The organism is Streptomonospora sp. PA3, assembly GCF_009728995.1.
In the GTDB taxonomy this organism is placed as follows: Bacteria; Actinomycetota; Actinomycetes; order Streptosporangiales; family Streptosporangiaceae; genus Streptomonospora.
Map to the genome: position 1 here is coordinate 149,763 of NZ_VTZW01000020.1, position 18,755 is coordinate 168,517.

Annotated in this window: 15 protein-coding genes; 9 read left to right on the plus strand and 6 right to left on the minus strand. The window is 72.8% G+C overall.

Annotated elements, in window-relative coordinates; translation table 11 throughout:
* The first annotated feature begins 12 nt into the window (after positions 1 to 12).
* The 5 genes from FZ103_RS23020 to FZ103_RS23040 all read left to right on the plus strand — a co-directional run bounded on the left by FZ103_RS23020 (position 13) and on the right by FZ103_RS23040 (position 6,238).
* Positions 13 to 738: a response regulator transcription factor gene (locus FZ103_RS23020; protein ID WP_156004098.1), complete on the plus strand. Its 726-nt coding sequence runs from the start codon at positions 13 to 15 to the stop codon at positions 736 to 738.
* Positions 739 to 2,139, plus strand: coding sequence for a cell wall metabolism sensor histidine kinase WalK (locus FZ103_RS23025; RefSeq protein WP_156004100.1), 1,401 nt, complete (start codon positions 739 to 741; stop codon positions 2,137 to 2,139).
* Between the two features lie 128 nt (positions 2,140 to 2,267).
* Positions 2,268 to 4,205 carry an acyl-CoA dehydrogenase family protein gene (locus tag FZ103_RS23030; RefSeq protein WP_156004102.1) on the plus strand — a complete coding sequence of 646 codons (1,938 nt, stop codon included), beginning with the start codon at positions 2,268 to 2,270 and terminating at the stop codon, positions 4,203 to 4,205.
* Between the two features lie 149 nt (positions 4,206 to 4,354).
* Positions 4,355 to 4,945: a hypothetical protein gene (locus tag FZ103_RS23035; protein ID WP_156004104.1), complete on the plus strand. Its 591-nt coding sequence runs from the start codon at positions 4,355 to 4,357 to the stop codon at positions 4,943 to 4,945.
* Positions 4,946 to 5,029: 84 nt separating this feature from the next.
* Positions 5,030 to 6,238 (plus strand): DNA glycosylase AlkZ-like family protein, encoded by a 1,209-nt coding sequence (locus FZ103_RS23040; protein ID WP_186356738.1) that lies wholly within the window; start codon positions 5,030 to 5,032, stop codon positions 6,236 to 6,238.
* A gap of 273 nt (positions 6,239 to 6,511) precedes the next feature.
* Here FZ103_RS23040 and FZ103_RS23045 read toward each other — a convergent pair whose 3' ends face one another.
* From FZ103_RS23045 to FZ103_RS23055, 3 genes are all read right to left on the minus strand, one after another.
* Positions 6,512 to 7,087: a GNAT family N-acetyltransferase gene (locus FZ103_RS23045; RefSeq protein ID WP_186356739.1), complete on the minus strand. Its 576-nt coding sequence runs from the start codon at positions 7,085 to 7,087 to the stop codon at positions 6,512 to 6,514.
* 199 nt (positions 7,088 to 7,286) lie between these two features.
* The gene (locus tag FZ103_RS23050) at positions 7,287 to 8,429 is read right to left on the minus strand and encodes an acetyl-CoA C-acetyltransferase (protein ID WP_186356740.1); all 1,143 of its coding nucleotides are present in this window, start codon (positions 8,427 to 8,429) and stop codon (positions 7,287 to 7,289) included.
* 145 nt (positions 8,430 to 8,574) lie between these two features.
* Complete coding sequence (locus FZ103_RS23055; RefSeq protein ID WP_156004108.1) at positions 8,575 to 10,620, minus strand: MDR family MFS transporter; 2,046 nt, start codon at positions 10,618 to 10,620, stop codon at positions 8,575 to 8,577.
* A gap of 225 nt (positions 10,621 to 10,845) precedes the next feature.
* On the opposite strand from FZ103_RS23055, the gene FZ103_RS23060 reads away from it, so the two are divergent.
* Both FZ103_RS23060 and FZ103_RS25015 read left to right on the plus strand, forming a co-directional pair.
* Positions 10,846 to 11,988 carry an acyl-CoA dehydrogenase family protein gene (locus FZ103_RS23060; RefSeq protein WP_156004110.1) on the plus strand — a complete coding sequence of 381 codons (1,143 nt, stop codon included), beginning with the start codon at positions 10,846 to 10,848 and terminating at the stop codon, positions 11,986 to 11,988.
* A 34-nt stretch (positions 11,989 to 12,022) separates the two neighbouring features.
* Positions 12,023 to 12,190: a hypothetical protein gene (locus tag FZ103_RS25015; RefSeq protein WP_186356741.1), complete on the plus strand. Its 168-nt coding sequence runs from the start codon at positions 12,023 to 12,025 to the stop codon at positions 12,188 to 12,190.
* 31 nt (positions 12,191 to 12,221) lie between these two features.
* Here the strand turns inward: FZ103_RS25015 and FZ103_RS23065 are convergent, their stop codons facing one another.
* The 3 genes from FZ103_RS23065 to pdxH all read right to left on the minus strand — a co-directional run bounded on the left by FZ103_RS23065 (position 12,222) and on the right by pdxH (position 16,314).
* On the minus strand, positions 12,222 to 14,483 hold the full coding sequence (locus tag FZ103_RS23065) for a SpoIIE family protein phosphatase (protein ID WP_156004112.1): 2,262 nt from the start codon (positions 14,481 to 14,483) through the stop codon (positions 12,222 to 12,224).
* Positions 14,484 to 14,677: 194 nt separating this feature from the next.
* Positions 14,678 to 15,388: a metal-dependent transcriptional regulator gene (locus FZ103_RS23070; RefSeq protein ID WP_156004114.1), complete on the minus strand. Its 711-nt coding sequence runs from the start codon at positions 15,386 to 15,388 to the stop codon at positions 14,678 to 14,680.
* A gap of 260 nt (positions 15,389 to 15,648) precedes the next feature.
* Complete coding sequence (gene pdxH, locus FZ103_RS23075) at positions 15,649 to 16,314, minus strand: pyridoxamine 5'-phosphate oxidase (RefSeq protein ID WP_186356743.1); 666 nt, start codon at positions 16,312 to 16,314, stop codon at positions 15,649 to 15,651.
* 147 nt (positions 16,315 to 16,461) lie between these two features.
* Here pdxH and FZ103_RS23080 point away from each other — a divergent pair, with 147 nt between their 5' ends.
* Positions 16,462 to 17,568, plus strand: a complete 1,107-nt coding sequence (locus FZ103_RS23080; RefSeq protein ID WP_156004116.1) for a citrate synthase 2 — start codon at positions 16,462 to 16,464, stop codon at positions 17,566 to 17,568.
* Positions 17,569 to 17,901: 333 nt separating this feature from the next.
* Complete coding sequence (locus FZ103_RS23085) at positions 17,902 to 18,669, plus strand: hypothetical protein (protein ID WP_156004118.1); 768 nt, start codon at positions 17,902 to 17,904, stop codon at positions 18,667 to 18,669.
* Positions 18,670 to 18,755 lie beyond the last annotated feature (86 nt).

The window sequence follows — 18,755 nt, forward strand, 5'->3', positions numbered from 1 at the left end:
GAGGTGGAATGCATGCGCGAGACCGCGACCCGCTCGCACGTACTGGTGATCGACGACGAGCCCAACATCCGCGACCTGGTGCAGGCGGCGCTGCGCTTCCACGGTTTCAGCGTGGACAGCGCGGAGACCGGGGACGAGGGGTTGGCCAAGGTGCGCGACCAGCGCCCCGACCTGATCGTCCTCGACGTGCTGCTGCCCGACGTGAGCGGCTTCGAGGTCTGCCGGCAGCTGCGCGACTCCGGCGACGAGGTGCCGGTCATCTACCTCACCGCGCGCGACACCCCCTCCGACACCGTCACCGGGCTCTCCTTGGGCGGCGACGACTACGTGACCAAGCCCTTCTCGGTCGAGGCGCTGGTGGCGCGCGTGCATGCGCTGCTGCGCCGCGCCCGTCGCGACGAGGCGGGCGCGGAGTCCGACCGCAACGAGGAGGGCGTGCTGCGGGTCGACGACCTGGAGCTCAACGAGCGCACCTGGACGGTGCGGCGGGCGGGCGTGCCCATCGAGCTGTCCCCGACCGAGTTCCGCCTGCTGGCCTATCTGATGAGCAACGCCGGGCAGGTGCTGACCCGGGCGCAGCTGCTGGAGAACGTGTGGGGCTGGGACTATGCCGGGCAGTCCCAGATCGTGGAGACCTACGTCAGCTATCTGCGCCGCAAGCTCGACCCGCTCGGGCCCGCCCTCATCCACACCCAGCGCGGCGTGGGCTATGCACTGCGGACCCGGGACAGCTCCTAGATGACCCAGCGCGGAGGACTGCGCCGCCGGCTGCTCGTGGGGCTGCTGGCGGTGACCGGCACCGGCCTGCTGGTGACCTGTGTCGTGGGGTTTTTGACCCTGCGCAGTTTCATCACCGAGCGCATCGACGCCCAGCTGCAGCTCACCGCCGAGCGGGCGATGGTGCGGCTGGACAACGACACCCCGCCCGCGGGCGTGGACGCCCCGAGCCCGTCCCCCTACTTCGTGGTGCTGCTGGACGACGACACCGGACGCATCAGCCAGGTCTTCGGCGACAGCTACCGCGAGGACGTCGTCCTGGACCGCATCCGCGCCATCCCGCTGGAGCGGTGGCGCGACTACGGCGCCACCGGGGAGATCTTCGAGCTGACGGGCGTCGATCCGGCCGTGGCGCCCTACCGCGCGACGGTCCGGCTGCGGACCGACGCCATCATGGTCGCCGGGGTGCCCACGAGCGACCGCGAGCAGTATCCCTGGCAGCTGGTGCTGACCCAGCTGGTCACCGCCGGGCTGCTGCTGGGCGGCCTGACCCTGGCGGGCCGCTGGCTGATCGGGCGCGGGCTGCAGCCGCTGGACGACATGGCCACCACCGCCAACCGCATCAGCATCGGTTCGGACATGTCGGTGCGGATGCCGGGATCGGGCTCACACAGCGAGGCCGGGCGCCTGGCGGCCGCCATCAACACCATGCTGCAGCGCATCGAGGACGCCTTCGCGGCCCAGCGCGCCTCGGAGGAGCGGGTGCGGGCGTTCGCGGCCGACGCCTCGCACGAGCTGCGCACCCCGCTCACGACCATCCGCGGCTACACCGAGCTGTATCGGCAGGGGGCCATCCCGGCCGACGAGCTGCCGGGGGCGATGCGGCGCATCGAGAACGAGTCCGAGCGGATGAGTCGGCTGGTCGCCGAGCTGCTGGAGCTGGCGCGACTGGACCGCACCGGGTCGCTGCGGCGGGCCGCGACCGACCTCACCGTCGTCGCCGACGAGGCGGTCCGCGACGCGCGTGCGCTGGAGCCGGAGCGGGAGATCGCGCTGGAGGCGCCCGAGGAGCTGCGGGGCGACGTCGACGAGGCGCGGCTGCGCCAGATACTGGCCAACCTGCTGGCCAACGTCCGCGAGCACACCCCCGCCCGCACGCGGGTGACCGTCAGGCTCGGCGCCGAGGACGGCAGCGCGGTGCTGCAGGTGGCCGACGACGGCCCCGGGATGGCTCCCGACGACCTGCGGCGCGCCTTCGACCGGTTCTACCGCGGCACGCGCACCCCGGGCAGCGGAAGCGGCCTGGGCCTGTCCATCGTCCAGGCCATCGCCGCCGCGCACGGCGGCGGCGTGGACCTGCACTCGGTGCCGGGCGAGGGGACCGCGGTGACCGTGCGCATCCCGCTGCACAGCGAGGACTGACCCGCCGCACGCCCGCCGCACCGCCCTCGTCGGACGCCATGCTTCACGGCGGCTACCCACGGGTAGGAGTGTGAGGCAGGCCATACCAACCCGTGGCGCGATGCTGTGCTGGTGAGGTGATCCGAGACATGACCGCGGTGAACCGCGAGACCGCTCCCGAGCACGTCGACGAGCGGCAGGCCCGCGCCGTGGCCGAGGCCGCCCGCGAAACCGAATGGCGCAAGCCCAGCTTCGGCAAGGAGCTGTACCTGGGCCGGCTCCGGCTGGACCTGGTCCACCCCTACCCCCGACCGGCCGACGAGAGCGTGCGGGAGGGCGAGGAGTTCCTCGCGCGGCTGCGCGAGTTCTGCTCCACCGTCGACGCCGCCCGCATCGAGCGCGAGGAGCGCATCCCCGACGAGGTCATGCGCGGCCTCAAGGAGCTGGGCGCGCTCGGCATGAAGATCCCCCGCGCCTACGGCGGACTGGGGCTCAGCCAGCTGTACTACAACCGCGCGCTCACGATGGTCGGCTCGGTCTCGCCCGCCATCGGCGCGCTGCTGTCGGCGCACCAGTCGATCGGCGTCCCCCAGCCGCTGCGGATGTTCGGCACCGAGGAGCAGAAGCGCGCGTTCCTGCCGCGCTGCGCCACCACCGACATCAGCGCGTTCCTGCTCACCGAGCCCGACGTGGGCAGCGACCCCGCGCGGCTGCGCAGTACCGCGACGCCGACCGAGGACGGCTCGGCCTACCTGCTGGACGGCGTGAAGCTGTGGACCACCAACGGCGTGGTCGCCGACCTGCTGGTGGTGATGGCGCGGGTCCCCGAGAGCGAGGGGCACCGCGGCGGCATCACGGCCTTCGTCGTCGAGGGCGACTCCGAGGGGATCACGGTCGAGAACCGCAACAGGTTCATGGGCCTGCGCGGCCTGGAGAACGGCGTCACCCGGTTCCACCGGGTCCGCGTCCCCGCCGAGAACCGGATCGGCGAGGAGGGCAAGGGCCTGCGGATCGCGCTGTCGACGCTGAACACCGGGCGGCTGTCGCTGCCGGCGATGTGCGTGGGTGCGGGCAAGTGGTGCACGAAGATCGCCCGCGAGTGGTCGCGCGAGCGGGTCCAGTGGGGCCGCCCCGTCGGCAAACACGAGGAGGTCGCCAAGAAGGTCTCCTTCATCGCCGCCACCACCTACGCGATGACCGCCATGCTCGACCTGGCCAGCCAGTTCGCCGACGACGAGCGCAACGACATCCGCATCGAGGCCGCCATCGCCAAGCTCTGGTGCTCGGAGATGGCCTCGCAGGTCGCCGACGAGCTGGTGCAGCTGCGCGGCGGGCGCGGCTACGAGACCGCCGAGTCGCTGGCGGCCCGCGGCGAGCGCGGCGTCCCCGCCGAGCAGGTCCTGCGCGACCTGCGGATCAACCGGATCTTCGAGGGTTCCACGGAGATCATGCATCTGCTCATCGCCCGCGAGGCGGTCGACGCCCACCTGTCCGTGGCCGGGGACATCATCGACCCGGAGGCCGACACCGCGGCCAAGGCCCGCGCCTTCGCCAAGGCCGGCGGCTTCTACGCCTCCTGGCTGCCCACTCTGGTGGTCGGCGAGGGGCAGCGGCCGGGCTCCTACAGCGAGTTCGGCCCGCTGGCCGGGCACCTGCGCTACGTCGAGCGCGCGGCCCGCAAGCTTGCGCGGTCCACGTTCTACGGGATGTCGCGCTGGCAGGGGCGGATGGAGACCAAGCAGGGCTTCCTCAGCCGGGTGGTCGACATCGGCGCCGAGCTGTTCGCGATGAGCTCCGTGGTGGTGCGCGCGCACAGCGACCGCGAGGACTTCCCCGAGCGCGGCCAGGGCGCCTACGAGCTCGCCGACGCCTTCTGCCGCCAGTCCCGGCTTCGGGTCGACTCGCTGTTCACCGCACTGTGGGCCAACACCGACGACATCGACGGCAAGCTCAGCCGCCGCGTGATGGACGACCGCTACACCTGGCTGGAGGAGGGCGTCCTCGACCCGTCCACGCCCGGCCCGCTCATCGCGGCGGTCGAACCGGGACCGTCCGAGAAGGAGGACGTCCACCGCAAGATGGGCTGACGCTCGGCCGGAACCCCGCGCGAACCTCCGGTCGCCGGATCGGGCCGCCCGGGGCCGCGTCTGCGCCGCGCCTCCGGCGAGTCGCCGCGGGGCGCGGGGAATCGGTCACTTTCCGCCCGCATGTCGCAACACCCTGCCACAATTCACCTGTGCCCTGGTGGTTCCCCTCACGCCCAGCCGCGCCCCCTCCCCCGGCTCCCATCCGCGACGGCGACTCCGCGCCCCGGCCCGCGAACGCGAGACACCGCCGCGCGGCGGCGCCCACCTCCGCTCCCGGCCCCGCCGCCCCGCGGCGGCCGATACTCGCCGCGCTGGGCGCCGCCATGGTGGCCGCGGCCGCCTACGGCGTGGGCACGGCCGCGACGGCGCTCCACGGCGGCGGCACCGCCCCTGCCGCGACCGCCGAGGACATCGACCCCTCGGCGGAGCGCTTCGGCGATTTCGTCGGCAGGCCCGCACGGGCCACCGCGCCCCCGGTGCGCATGAGGGCTCCCAGCGCGGCCCCCCAGCGGCGGCCGCCCGCCCCGGAGGCCGAGGCTCCCGCCGCGGTACCGCCTCCCGACGCTCCGCAGGCCCCCGCGCCGACCGCGCCAGACGGGGCGCCGGACGCCCCTGTGCCGCCTCCCGAACTCCCCACGCGGCTGCCGCCGAACCACCCGCCCGAGGAGTTCGCACCCGACAGCGCACGCGAGGCCCTGGAGCTGTGGCAGCGCCTTCACGAGCGCCACGGCGGCGGCTGACCCCGCCGCCGGCCGCCCCGCGCGGCCCCGGCAGCACCGCGGGCCGTGGCAAACCGTCTCAGGTCGCGACTAGCCTCGGCACTCGTGTACGAATCAGCGCCGCCGCACCCCCGGCGGGACTCCACCCTCTCCGCCGCCCAGGCCCGCCGGGTGGCGCTCGCCGCCCAGGGCTTCGCCGATCCCCCTCCTGCCGGCGTGCCCACCGCCCGCCACCTGCAGCGGGTCGTCAACCGGGTCGGCGCCATCCAGATCGACAGCGTCAACGTTCTCACGCGCAGCCAGTACCTGCCGGTCTTCGCGCGCCTGGGTCGCTACGACCCCGCGCTGCTGGACCGCGCGGCAACGCGGCGCGGCGGTCGGCTCGTGGAGTACTGGGCACACGAGGCCAGCCTGATCCCGCCCGCCACCCACCGGCTGCTGCGCTGGCGCATGGAGCGCGCCCGCAGCGAGGCGTGGGGGTTCATGCGGCATATGGCCACCGACCACCCCGACCTGGTCAAGGCGGTCCGGGCCGAGGTCGAACGCATCGGGCCGGCGACCGCACGGCAGATCGAGGCCGCTCTGGAGCACGACTCCGCGCGCCCGCGCGAGCACTGGGGATGGAACTGGTCCCTGGTCAAGCGGGCGCTGGAGCTGCTGTTCTGGTCGGGCGACATCACCACCGACGGCCGCACCGCTCAGTTCGAACGGCGCTACGACCTGACCGAGCGCGTCCTGCCGGCCGACGTGGTCGACGCCCCCGACCCCGATCCGGCCGACGCCCGGCGCGAGCTCATGGCGATCGCGGCGCGGGCCCACGGAGTCGGCACGGAGCAGTGCCTGCGCGACTACTTCCGCCTGGGCGCGGCCGAGGCCCGCACGGCGCTCGCCGAGTTGGTCGAGTCCGGCGAGGTCGTCCCGGTCGGCGTCGCCGGCTGGCAGCGGCCCGCCTTTCTGCACCGCGACGCCCGCGTCCCGCGCGCGGTCGGTGCCCGCGCCCTGCTGAGCCCGTTCGACTCGCTGGTGTGGGAGCGGTCGCGCACCGAGGCGCTGTTCGGCTTCCGCTACCGGCTGGAGATCTACGTTCCCCGGGCCAAGCGGGTCCACGGCTACTACGTGCTGCCATTCCTGCTCGGCGAGGACCTGGTGGCCCGTGTCGACCTCAAGGCCGACCGACCCACCGGCCGGCTCCTCGTGCGCCGCACCACTTTGGAGGATGACGCGCCGCCCGAGACCGCCGGCGAACTCCGCGCCGAGCTGGAGGCCATGGCCGCGTGGCTGGGGCTCGCCGCGGGCGTGCATTACGAGGGCTGAGGCCACCGATCCGGCTTAGGCCGTGTTTAAGAACGGCGGGCGCCGCTTTCCAGGAACCACCGGGTACCACCCCGGGCGACCACCATCGAGTTGCGGCAATGGGTGCGTCTCGCGTAGCGCGGTCACAGCCCCATTGCCGCAGCCGCTGAGGTGTCCGGCTTCTTCAACAGGACGTAGTGGCGCACGCGTCTCCGGCTTTCCCGCGGACATGCGGGACGCCCGCCGCCGAAGATCCTGCGCTTCCCGGCCGCTCGGGACGGTGCGGCGCGGGCCTCAGCCGCCCAGCGGCTTGGCCAGTTCCTCGAAGACCAGGTCGTCGCGCTTGGGCAGGCCGAACCGCTCGTCGCCGTAGGGGAAGGGGGTCGTGGCGCCGGTGCGCCGGTAGCCGCGGCGCTCGTACCAGGCGATGAGGTCCGAGCGCTGGCGCAGCACCGTCATCCGCAGGCTCGCGGCGCCCAGCTCCGCGGCCGCCACCCGCTCCGCCTCGGCGAGCACGCGCCGGCCCAGCCCGCCGCCCTGGGCGCCCGGCCGTACCGCGAACATGCCGAAGTAGGCGGTCCCGTCGCCGCCGTCGGCCAGCTCGCAGCAGGCCAGCAGGCTCTCGTCCCGCTCGGCGAGGATCACCCGGGTCTTGGGGCGGGCCAGCAGGTCGGCGATCTGCCCGGAGTCGACGCGCTGGCCGCCGATCAGGTCGGCCTCGGTGGTCCAGCCTCGGCGGGAGGCGTCGCCGCGGTAGGCGGAGTTCACCAGCTCCACCAGCGCCGGCACGTCCGCCTCGCCGGCGTCCCGGAACCGCGGTGCGCCGCAGCCGCCCGCACCGCCGGCCGCGGCTCGCTCGTCGACCGTCACCCCGCCCCCTCTCGCTCGCAGGTCACCGGCCACTCTACTGCGCCGCCGACCGCCGCCTCCGCCCGCCGACGGACCATCGCCAGCGGCCGGTGCCCGCCGCGCCGGGGGATCGCCGCGCGACCGCCGAACGCAACCGGCCCCGCTGAACCCCCGGTGCCGCCCGCCCGCCGCGGACGGGCGGCACGGTGCTCTTCGCGCGCTAGGCCCGCTCGATGATGGTGACGTTGGCCTGGCCGCCGCCTTCGCACATGGTCTGCAGGCCGTAGCGGCCGCCGGTGCGCTCCAGCTCGTACACGAGCTTGGTCATGAGCACGGCGCCGGTGGCGCCCAGGGGGTGACCGAGGGCGATGGCGCCGCCGTTGGGGTTGGTCTTGGCCGGGTCGGCGCCGAGCTCGTCCATCCAGGCCATCGGCACCGGGGCGAAGGCCTCATTGATCTCGGTGACGTCGATGTCGTCGATGCCCAGCCCGGCCTTCTGCAGTGCCACGCGGGTGGCCGGAATGGGTGCGGTGAGCATGTACACGGGGTCGTCGCCCATCAGGGCCAGTTGGACGATGCGGGCCAGCGGTGTCAGCCCGTGCTGCTTGACCGCGCGCTCGGAGGCGATCAGCAGCGCGCCGGCACCCACCGAGACCTGGCTGGCCACGGCGGCCGTCAGCGCCCAGCCCTCGCGCAGCGGGTCCAGCCCGGCCATCTTCTCCAGGGTGGTGTCGGGGCGCACGCCCTCGTCCTGGGTGACTCCGGCCAGGGGCGCGATCTGCTTCTCGAAGCGGCCCGCGTCGCGCGCGGCGGCCGCCCGGCGGTGGCTCTCCAGGGAGTAGCGCTCCAGGTCCTCGCGGCTGTAGCCCCACTTCTCGGCCATCAGCTGCGCGCCGCGGAACTGGGAGATCTCCTGGTCGCCGTAGCGCTTGCCCCAGCCCTCGCCGAACAGGGGCAGGCCGGCGTCGATCGCGTACTGGACGTTGGAGCCCATGGGGACCATGCCCATGTTCTCCACACCCGAGGCCACCACGAGGTCCTGGGTGCCCGACATGACCCCCTGCGCGGCGAAGTGCACGGCCTGCTGGGAGGAGCCGCACTGGCGGTCGATGGTGACGCCCGCGGTCGTCTCGGGCAGACCCGCCGACAGCCACGCGGTGCGCGCCAGGTCGAGGGACTGGGGGCCGACCTGGCTCACGCAGCCCATCACGACGTCCTCGACCGCCGCCGGGTCGGCCCCGGTGCGGTCCATCAGCTCCTTGAGGACGTGCGCACCCAGGTCAGCGGGGTGCACGCCCGCGAGAGCGCCCTTCTTGGTGCCGACCGGGGTCCGGACGGCCCCGACGATGTATGCCTCAGCCACTGTGCCCTCCTGGGGAGCCTGCGGTGTCCGCAACGGGTCGATCCTTAACCGAACCATATTCGGTTTCGGGGCACAGGCAAGGGCCGGGGGCTCTTCGCGGCCGACCCTCGCCGGGCGGAGCGGAGGGACCGGCCGCCCGCCGGTGTCAGGCGTACCGCAGCTGCGGCCCTTCGGCGGCCAGCTCAGCGTCCTCCTCGTCGCCGAGCGTGTTCCGGGCGACGCGGCGCTCCACCTCGGCCAGGTCCGGGTGCTCCCGCGGCGACAGGCCGGCCAGCGCGTCGCGCACGGCGCCCTCCTGGGCGTCGAAGAGCCGCCGGGCCGCCTCCCGCCCGCCGGCGTTCAGGCGCCACACGCCCCCGGCCGCCTCGGAGTCCGCGGACAGCAGATCCGCGCGGTGCAGCTCCTCGTGCAGCGGCACCAGGGCGGTGGTCGGGCGGTGGCACATCCGCGCCAGGTCCGCGCCGGTGATCGAGCCCGTGGCGGCGATGTGGGTGATCGTCCAGCATGCCGCCGGGGAGAGGCCGAAGCCGGCCGCGGCGGCCAGCCGCTCATACATCCACCGCGGCCCCCTGCCGCCGACCGCACCGTAGGCCGCGTTCTCGACCCGGGTCAGCGGCTCGCGCGCAATCGCCGCCGGAGCGAGCACCTCGTCCGGCTCGGGCGCCGAGATCGCGGTGCGCAGCGGCGTCTCCTTGAGGAGCAGCGCCAGCACGACCGCCGCGAGCGCCACGGGCACCGCGCAGAGGAACGCGGTGCCGATCGCGGCGGCGTAGGGCTGCAGCAGCTCGGCCTGCGCGTTCGCCGGCAACGCGTCCAGCGCCCGCGGGTCGGCCTCCAGGCGGGCGGCGGAGAGGCCCCGGGGCAGGTCGACGTCCTCGGCCCGCTCGCGCAGATCCGGCGCGAGCCGTGCGGCGAGCACCGCACCGAGGACCGCGGCGCCCAGGCATGCGCCGGCGGATCGGGTGAAGGCGCCGGCCGCGGTCGCCGCCCCCAGGCCCGGGAACCCCGCGGCGCTGCGCATCGCGGTGAGCACCGCCTGCATGGCCGCACCCAGCCCGCCTCCCAGCAGCAGGAGGGACACGCTGATCAGCGCGATCGGGGTCTGCGGACCGAGCGGCGACAGCAGCCCGAGGGCGGCCGCCACCGCGGCCGTCCCCGCGACGGCCTGCGGCTTGCAGCGGCCGGTGCGCGATGCCAGCCGCCCGGAGGCGACCGCGGCCGCCGGCATCGCCAGCGCCATGGGCAGCAGGTGCAGCCCCGATGCGGTCGGCGAGTAGCCCTGCACGGCCTGCAGAAACAGCGGCAGGTAGGCCGTCGCCCCCATCATCGCGAACCCGGCGCAGGCCAGCACGCCCGCGCCCGCCGCCACGGTCGGGCGGGCCGGCGTCCGCGGCGGGAGGGCGGGCTCGGCGGTGCGCAAGGCGCTCAGCCACCACAGCGCGCCCAGCAGGGCCGCCGCGCCGACCAGCGCGAGCACGGTCGGCGACGTCCAGCCGTAGCGGCCTCCCCAGGCACCGGCCGCCGTAAGGCACACGGCGGCGGCCGCCGGCAGGACGGCGCCCCGGTAGTCGATGCGGCGCCGGGTGCGGGCGTGGATGGCGGGCAGGGCCAGCAGCACAGCGAGGAAGGCGATCGCGCCCAGCGGCAGGTTGATGTAGAACAGCCACCGCCAGGTGAGGCGGTCCGCGAACAGCCCGCCCAGCACCGGCCCGGCGACGCAGGCCGCGCCGAACGCGGCTCCGATCAGGGACTGGTAGCGGCCGCGCTCGCGCGGCGGCACGGCGTCGCCGGCGACGGCCAGGGCCAGGGTCACCACTCCGCCCGCACCGATGCCCTGCAGCGCGCGGAAGCCGATCAGCTGCGGCATCGATTGCGCGGCGCCGCAGAGCGCGGATCCGGCGAGGAAGACGGCGATGCAGCACAGGAAGACGCGCTTGCGCCCGTACCGGTCGCCGACCCGGTCCCACACCGCGACCCCGGCGGCGACCGCGAGCAGATAGGAGGTGATCACCCAGGACAGGTGGTTCAGCCCGCCGAGGTCGCCGACGACGGCGGGCAGAGTCGCGGCGACGGCGGTCTGGTCCAGGCCCGCCGGCAGCACCGCCAGCAGCAGCGCCGCCATCACCGCCACGACGCCGCCGCCGTCACCCCGCTCCCTGCGCTCGCGCTGGTGCACTGCGTGCTTGCCCATCGGCCAAGGCCCCCGTTCGGCTCCCGGGATGCTGCGTGCGGGATCGATCGTGGCCAGCAGCCTAGGCAGCGCCCGCCCCGCCCGCCGCGCCGCCGGGCAGGGGCGCCGCCGACTTTGCGGAACTTTCATCGGTGCCAGACCGAATGGTGTTCGGTTACGGTGGTGCTGCGCGCGGGGCGCGGGCGCGCGGACGGCGGTGCCTGCTAGAAGACCAAGGAGTCGGCCATGCACAGGGAGCTCTTCGAGACCGAGCACGACCTCTTCCGCGAGTCGGTCGCCGAGTTCCTCAAGCGCGAGGTGGTCCCCTACCACGGGCAGTGGGAGAAGGACGGCATCGTCCCGCGCGAGGTGTGGACCAAGGCGGGCGGGATGGGCCTGCTCGGGCTGGGCGTCCCCGAGGACTACGGCGGCTCGGGGGTCACCGACTTCCGGTTCAACGCCGTGGTCTCGGAGGAGATCTGCCGCGTCGGCGCCAGCGGGCTGGGATTCGGGCTGCAGAACGACGTCATCGCGCCCTATCTGGTGCGGCTGACCACCGCGGAGCAGCGGCGCCGGTGGCTGCCCGGCTTCTCCTCCGGCGAGCTGATCACGGCCATCGCCATGACCGAGCCGGGCGCGGGCAGCGATCTGCAGGGCATCAGCACCACCGCCGTGCGCGACGGCGACGACTACGTGCTCAACGGGCAGAAGACGTTCATCACCAACGGGATCAACGCCGACCTGGTGATCGTCGTCGCCCGCACCGATCCCGACGCCGGGGCGCACGGGCTGTCGCTGCTGGCCGTGGAGCGGGGCGCGCCGGGCTTCGAGCGCGGCCGCAACCTGGACAAGATCGGGCTGAAGGCCCAGGACACCGCCGAGCTGTCGTTCACCGACGTGCGCGTGCCGACCGCCAACCTCATCGGGCAGGAGAACCGCGGGTTCGTCCACCTGATGGAGAACCTGCCGCAGGAGCGGTTGTCGATCGCCGTCGCGGCCACCGCCGGGGCCGAGGCGGTGCTCGCCGAGACCATCGAGTACTGCAAGAACCGCACCGCTTTCGGACGTCCGATCAGCAAGTTCCAGAACACCCGATTCGTGCTGGCGGAGTTGGCCACCGAGGTCGACCTGGCGCGCACCTACGTCGACCGGGCGATCACCCTGCTCAACCGCGGCGAGCTGACCGTGGAGGACGCGGCGAAGGCCAAGTGGTGGACGACGGAGTTGGCGAATCGGCTCATCGACCGGTGCCTTCAGCTCCACGGCGGGTACGGCTACATGATGGAATACCCCGTGGCGAAGGCATGGCAGGACGCCAGGATCCAGTCGATCTTCGGTGGCACGACTGAGATCATGAAGGAGATCGTGGGGCGCTCGCTGGGCCTGTAGCCACCCTCCGACGGGTCACGGCGAAAGGGTCACGATGAGCGGCGCGTGGGACGGGCTGATCGTCCTCGGACTCCTGATCATCCTGCTGGTACTGGGCATCCGCAGACTCCGCCCGCGCATGCACATCCCCTGGACCACGGGCGGCATCGTGGTGTGCTTCATCTTCGTCGTGCTGCTGCTGTGGGCGTGGTCCAACCGCTGAGGCGAACCGCCCGGCGGCGGTGCGGCCGGGGCTACTCCGACTTCAGCGGGATCTCGAACCAGACGGCCTTGCCGTCGGGGGTGGGCCGCGATCCCCAGCGCGTGGCGAGCTGGTCGACGAGGTAGAGCCCGCGCCCGCCCTCGTCGTCGGCGCCGGCGCTGCGGATGCGCGGCAGCCGCAGGTCGCGGTCGAAGACCTCGACCCACACCGAGGCGGCGCCCCGGCGCAGTCGCAGCAGGAACTCGCTGGGCTGGGGCCCCTCGCCGTCGTCCTCGGAGGCCTCCTCCAGCAGGTCCGACCAGTCCTCGTCGAAGTCGTCGCCCTCGGCGTCGTCGCCGAAGTCGCCGCGGTCGAGCGCCGCCGCGGAGTCGCGCACTCCGTCGGCGGTGAACTCGCGGCGCACGGGGTGGGGGGTGGCGTGTATGACCACGTTGGTGACGATCTCCGAGACCAGCAGGCAGGCCAGCTCGGCCTGGTCGCGGTCCATCCCCCAGTTCTTGAACGTGCTGGAGGCCAGGTGGCGCGCATCGCCGACGGTGGGGGCCTCGGCGATGAACCAGCCCTCCTCCATGGCGAGTTCGCCGGGGTGGGTGCGCACGACCAGCAGCGCGGTGTCGTCGTCGATCTCGCCGGGGACGGCGGTGACGGCGGTCTGGGCGATCTGCTCGACGTCCTTGCCGGCGACCTCCGTGACGCGCGTGCGCAGCTGCTCCAGCGAGCGCTGGACGTCGATGGAGCCGCCGATCGGGCGGCGGTCGACCAGGCCGTCGGTGTAGAGCAGCAGGGTGGCCCCCGCGGGCAGCTCCAGCTCGGCCTGGTGGTAGACGGCGTCGTCGTAGGGGGCGCCGCGGAGCTTGACCCCCAGCAGGGTGTCGGAGACCTCCAGCGCCAGTTCCTCCACGCTGCCTTCGCAGATGAGCAGCGGCGCCTGATGCCCGGCGTTGGCATAGGACAACTGGCGCGACCAGGCGTCGTAGACCAGGTACAGGCAGCTCACACTGGGCACCCAGGTGCCGCCGGAGCCGTCGGGCCGGCCCAGCCGGCGCACCCATTCGTCCAGTTCGCGCAGGATGTCGGCGGGTTCGCGGTCGGCCTGGGCGAACGCGCGCAGCGCGGCCCGCAGCTGGCCCATGACCGCGGCCGCGTGCGGTCCGCGGCCCTCGACGTCGCCGATGACGATGCCCACGCGCCCGGCCGAGAGCGGGATGACGTCGTAGAAGTCGCCGCCGACCTGGGTCTGGATGCCGTGGCCGTGCGCCTCCAGCGGTTTGGCCGGCACGTAGCGGTGGGCGATGGACAGGCCGTCGAAGGGCGGGAACGAGCGGGGAAGCAGGCTGTGCTGGAAGGCCAGCGCGGTGCTGCGCTCCTCCTCGAACAGGCGCGCGTTGTCGATGGCCAGGGCCACTCGCGAGGCGAGGGCGCCGACGAGGTCGCGGTCGAAGTCGCCGTAGCGGGTCTTCTGGCGCGGGGACAGCCGGGACAGGGCGAGCGTGAGCACGCCCAGGAGTTCACCGCGGGCGCGCAGCGGCGCCGCGATGGCCGAGGTCACCCCCACCTGCTCGGCCACGCGGGACGAGCGCTTGTCGTCGGTCTCGGCGGCGTAGGAGTAGTCGCCGACCAGGACGGTCTCCATGCGCCGCATCGCGGTGTAGACGAAGTGGCGGTCGGGGTAGCGGACCTCCTCGCCGACGTCGAACCAGGTGCCGGGCGGAGGGGTCCAGCCCTCGGCGTGCACGGAGGTGCGGCGGATGAGGCGGTCGTGGTCGAAGAGGTCTATGAAGCAGTGGTCGGCGAACTGCGGGACGAGGATCTCGGCGACGGCCTTCATGGTGGAGTCGAACTCCAGCGAGCCCGCCAGGCGGTTGCTGACGCGCTCCAGCAGGCCGTAGAGGTCCTCGACGCGGCCGCTGCGCAGCGCCTCGCCGACGAAGGCGACGAAGCCCTGCACGTCGCCGGCGGAGTCGCGCATCGGCACGGCGTTCACGCGCACGTGCAGCCAGGAGGAGTCGGGCCGCATGACGGCGAAGGTGCCGTCCCAGGTCTCGCCCCGCAGCGTGCGCCGGGCCAGCTGGTTGACACGCTCCAGGTCGGACTCCTGGATGCCCAGGTCCATCAGCGTGATGCCGCGCGGGTCGGCGTCGTCGGGGAGTCCGAAAAGCTCGCGCGCGAAGCGGTTGACGTAGCGCAGACGACTGGCGCGGTCGGCCACGAGGACGGCGATCTGCGCCTGCTCGAAGACCGCGTCCCCGGTGAGGGCGTCGTCGTCGTAGAAGGCTTCCCCCCGTCGGTTCATTCAGCCGCCACCTCGACCTCACCGGCCGCGGTCACGATGCCGCGCCGTACGGTCCGTTCTGCCCCGGCGCGGCGGCCCCGATCGCGCCGGGAACCGCGCGCCATTGGCAGAGCATAGCCCGACCTCGCAGGTATCTGCAGAGCAACGTGACATTTCGGCCCCGCGACCCCCGCGTGCGCAGGGGGCGGGGGCGATCAGGGCTTGGTGACGAAAATGTGGCTGGCGATCTGCCGGGACAGTTCGCTGGGCTCGCCATCCTTGCCGGTACCACCAATCACCTGTACGCCGTTGTCGCTCTCGACGAGAGCCACTTCCTGCTCGGGTTGTACCCCGGCGCGCTTGAGATCCAGCATGACCTCCGGATCGCTCTGCAGCTGCTCGCTGATGCGCCGGACCTTCACCCGGGTCTCGGTGCCGTTGGCGACGTCGAGCATCGGCACGATGGACTCGCCGGAGAAGGGCTCGGGGGCGTAGTCGGCCAGGCCCAGCTCCTCCAGCGCGGGGATGGGGTTGCCGTGGGGGCAGACCGACGGCGCGTTGAGCAGGCGGACGAGGCGCTCCTCGACGGCCTCGGAGATGACGTGCTCCCAGCGGCAGGCCTCGACGTGGACGTCCTCCCAGGGCAGGCCGATGACGTCGACCAGCAGCCGCTCGGCCAGGCGGTGCTTGCGCATCACGTGGGTGGCCAGGCGGCGGCCTTCGTCGGTCATGACCAGATGGCGGTCGTTCTCGACCCGCAGCAGGCCGTCGCGCTCCATGCGGGCGACGGTCTGGCTGACCGTGGGACCGCTCTGCTGGAGGCGCTCGGCGATGCGCGCCCGCAGGGGCACGATGCCTTCCTCCTCCAGCTCGAAGATCGTACGCAGGTACATCTCCGTCGTGTCGATAAGCCCGTGTGCGGTCAAGGCTCCCCCTCCCCTCATGGGCCGTCGAGAGTCGACGACGGCAGACTCTCAACACAGACCGGCCGCACGGGATTCCGGCTGCCCCCGGAGCATGCCCGGATGGGAAACCGACCGCTGCGCCCTGGCCGCGGGAGCGGCCACCGATGCCCATCATCATACCCCGGCAACGGACAACCCACTTCGCCGCAATGTGCCGAGTACCACACCCGGCGGGGCGACCGGAACCCGGGTCCGCGATCGCCCTCGCCGCCCGGACCAGGTTAGGGCGCGAGCCGGTCCAGCTCCCAATCGCCCTCGGCCGGGCCGCCGGCGGCGAGGGTGTAGCAGAAGCGGTCGTGCATCCGGTCGGCCCGGCCCTGCCAGAACTCGACCTCTTCCACGAGGATGCGGTAGCCGCCCCAGTAGGAGGGCCGGGGGATCTCCTCCACGCCCGACCACACGTCCGCGAATTCGGCGTAGAGCGCGTCCAGCGCGGCGCGGTCGGCGACGCGGTGGGACTGGCGCTCGCTGGCCCAGGCGCCGATCTGCGAACCGCGCGGCCGGGAGTGGAAGTAGGCGTCGTTCTCGGCGTCGGTGAGGCGCTGGGCACGGCCCGCGACCTGCACCTGGCGGCGCATCGCGTGCCAGGGGAACACCGCCGAGACGCGCGGCTCGTCGTCCAGCGCCCGGCCCTTGCGGGAACCGTAGTTGGTAAAAAACCGCAGACCGGAGCGGTCGTAGCCCTTGAGCAGGACGGTCCGCGCCCGGGGCGCGCCGCTCGGTTCGACCGTGGCCACGACCATGGCGTTGGGCTCGGTCAGCCCCGCGGCGCGGGCCTGGGTGAACCACCTGTGGAACTGCTCCATCGGGTGGGCGGCGAGGTCGGCCCTGCGCAGGGGCGGGCCCTCGTAGGGCTGCCGCAGCCCCGCCGGATCGCAGTCGTTCACAAGGGAGCATCCTCACACGGTCTGCGGGGTAGGCGCTAGCTGGAGAACCGCCCGACCAGTGGCACCGCGTGCGATCGTAACCTGACAGCACGGGCCGCCGGACTCACCCGGATCCGGCCGGACCGCGACACTACGGAGGACGCCGGTATGTCGGACTTCAAACCCGGGCTCGAAGGAGTCGTGGCGTTCGAGACCAAGATCGCCGAACCGGACAAGGAGGGCGGCGCCCTCCGCTACCGGGGCGTCGACATCGAGGACCTGGTGGGCCGCACGGCCTTCGGGCGCGTCTGGGGCCTGCTGGTCGACGACGGCTTCTACCCCGGACTGCCCTTCGCCGAGCCGGTGGCCCAGGTGGTGCGCAGCGCCGACATCCGCGTCGACGTGCAGAGCACGCTGGCGGCCCTGGCCCCGCTGTGGGGCTTCAAACCGCTGTTGGACTCCGACGACGAGGAGGCCCGCGACGACCTCGCGCGGGCGGCCGCGGCGGTGCTCTCGGTCACCGCCCAGTCCGCGCGCGGAGACCTGCCCGAGGTGCCACGCGCCCGCATCGAGGAGGGCTCCTCGGTGGTCGAGCGGTTCATGATCCAGCTGCGCGGCGAACCCGACCCGCGGCACGTCAGGGCCGTCGACGCCTACTGGACCTCCGCCGCCGAGCACGGCATGAACGCCTCGACCTTCACCGCCCGGGTGATCGCCTCCACCGGCGCCGACGTCGCGGCGGCCCTGTCGGGCGCCGTGGGCGCCATGTCCGGCCCGCTGCACGGCGGCGCGCCGGCGCGGGTGCTGCACATGCTCGACGAGACCGAGCGCATCGGCGACGCGCGCACCTTCGTGACCCGCGCCCTGGACCGGGGCGAGCGCCTGATGGGCTTCGGCCACCGGGTCTACCGCGCCGAGGACCCGCGGGCGCGGGTGCTGCGCCGCACCGCCGAGGAGCTCGGCGCGCCGCGCTTCGAGGCGGCCGCGGCCCTGGAGGATGCCGCCCTGGAGGAGCTGCACGCGCGCAAGCCCGACCGGGTGCTGGCCACCAACGTCGAGTACTGGGCTGCGGTCGTCCTGGACTGCGCCGAGATCCCGACCGAGATGTTCACCGCCATGTTCACCTGCGCCCGCACCGCGGGCTGGGCGGCCCACATCCTGGAGCAGAAGCAGACCGGCCGCCTGGTCCGCCCCAGCGCCCGCTACACCGGCCCCACCGCCCGCGACATCCACGACGTCCCGGGAGCCCGGGAGGCCCTGGCGCAGGGGGTGTGAGGCGGCGAACAGCACCTCCGGACACCCGAACACACGTCCGAAAAGGCTCCGCGGCGACGCGATCGCGGATCCTTCCTTTCGCCCGATTCACCACAAAGACGAAGTCACAAAAAGAGACAAAAACCTGATCTCCCGATGGGATTCCGGCGACAGCCTCGTTGAAGTCACCCGGAACCCGAAAAAAGGAACAGGAAAGCGGAGAGCGAGTTTCCCTACCTGTTCCGAATCCGGTTAACGTCCACGCCATGCCCGGACACAACCATGAGGCCCAAGTCCTCCTTCTCCAGGACCAGCCGGAGATCTCCCCGATCCTCCTGGCGAGACACGTTCGGCATGGACCTCCCCGACTACGCGCACGCCCATACCGGCTGCGGCGATTCCACGTCGTTCGCGCTCAAGCCGACCAAGGCGGACCAGGTTAGCGTCCTGCGCGCCGACGACGGCACCGTGGTGACGGCGATCGTCACCGAGGTCCAGCAGGGAAAAGACGACGAGAAGCACTACACGTGGCCGCTCTACGTCGCCACGATCCGCGAGCGACTGGGCTGCCCAGTGCATCTGCTGGTGATCTGCGTCGACCGCAAGGTCGCCGAGTGGGCGAGCACTCCCATCGGCGGTGTCTACGACAGCCTCCGCCTGCACGTATCCGTCCTCGGCCCCGACAACGCCCCGGTGGTCGACGACATCGAACAGGCGCGCCGGCTGCCCGGATTGTCAGTACTGTCCGCTGTCATGCACAACGACAACCACCGCGTTCTGGATGCCACACAGGCGGCTCTGGACAGCGTTCCGAAAGAACACATGAGGCAGTACCATAAATTCATCGAGGCGCACCTCGACAAAGAGGCGTCGCGGTACTGGAGGGAACAGATGCAGACCGAGCAGTACAGCTGGCAGAGCGAGATCGCGCGGGGATTCATCGCCGAGGGAGAGGCCCGCGGAGAGGCCAACGCCATCATCCAGGTCCTCGACGTCAGGGGGGTCCACCTCACTGACGAGCAGCGCGAGACCGTCCTCACCTGCACCGACCTCGACCAACTCAACATCTGGCTCAAACGCGCCGCAAACGCCGCCACCGCCCGCGACGTCTTCACCCCTTGACAGCCGCCCGCGGCACCCTCAACCGCCGCCCTCGCTGCGCAAACGCCCCTAACCCGACCCCCTTACCCGCACCGCCGACGCGTCGG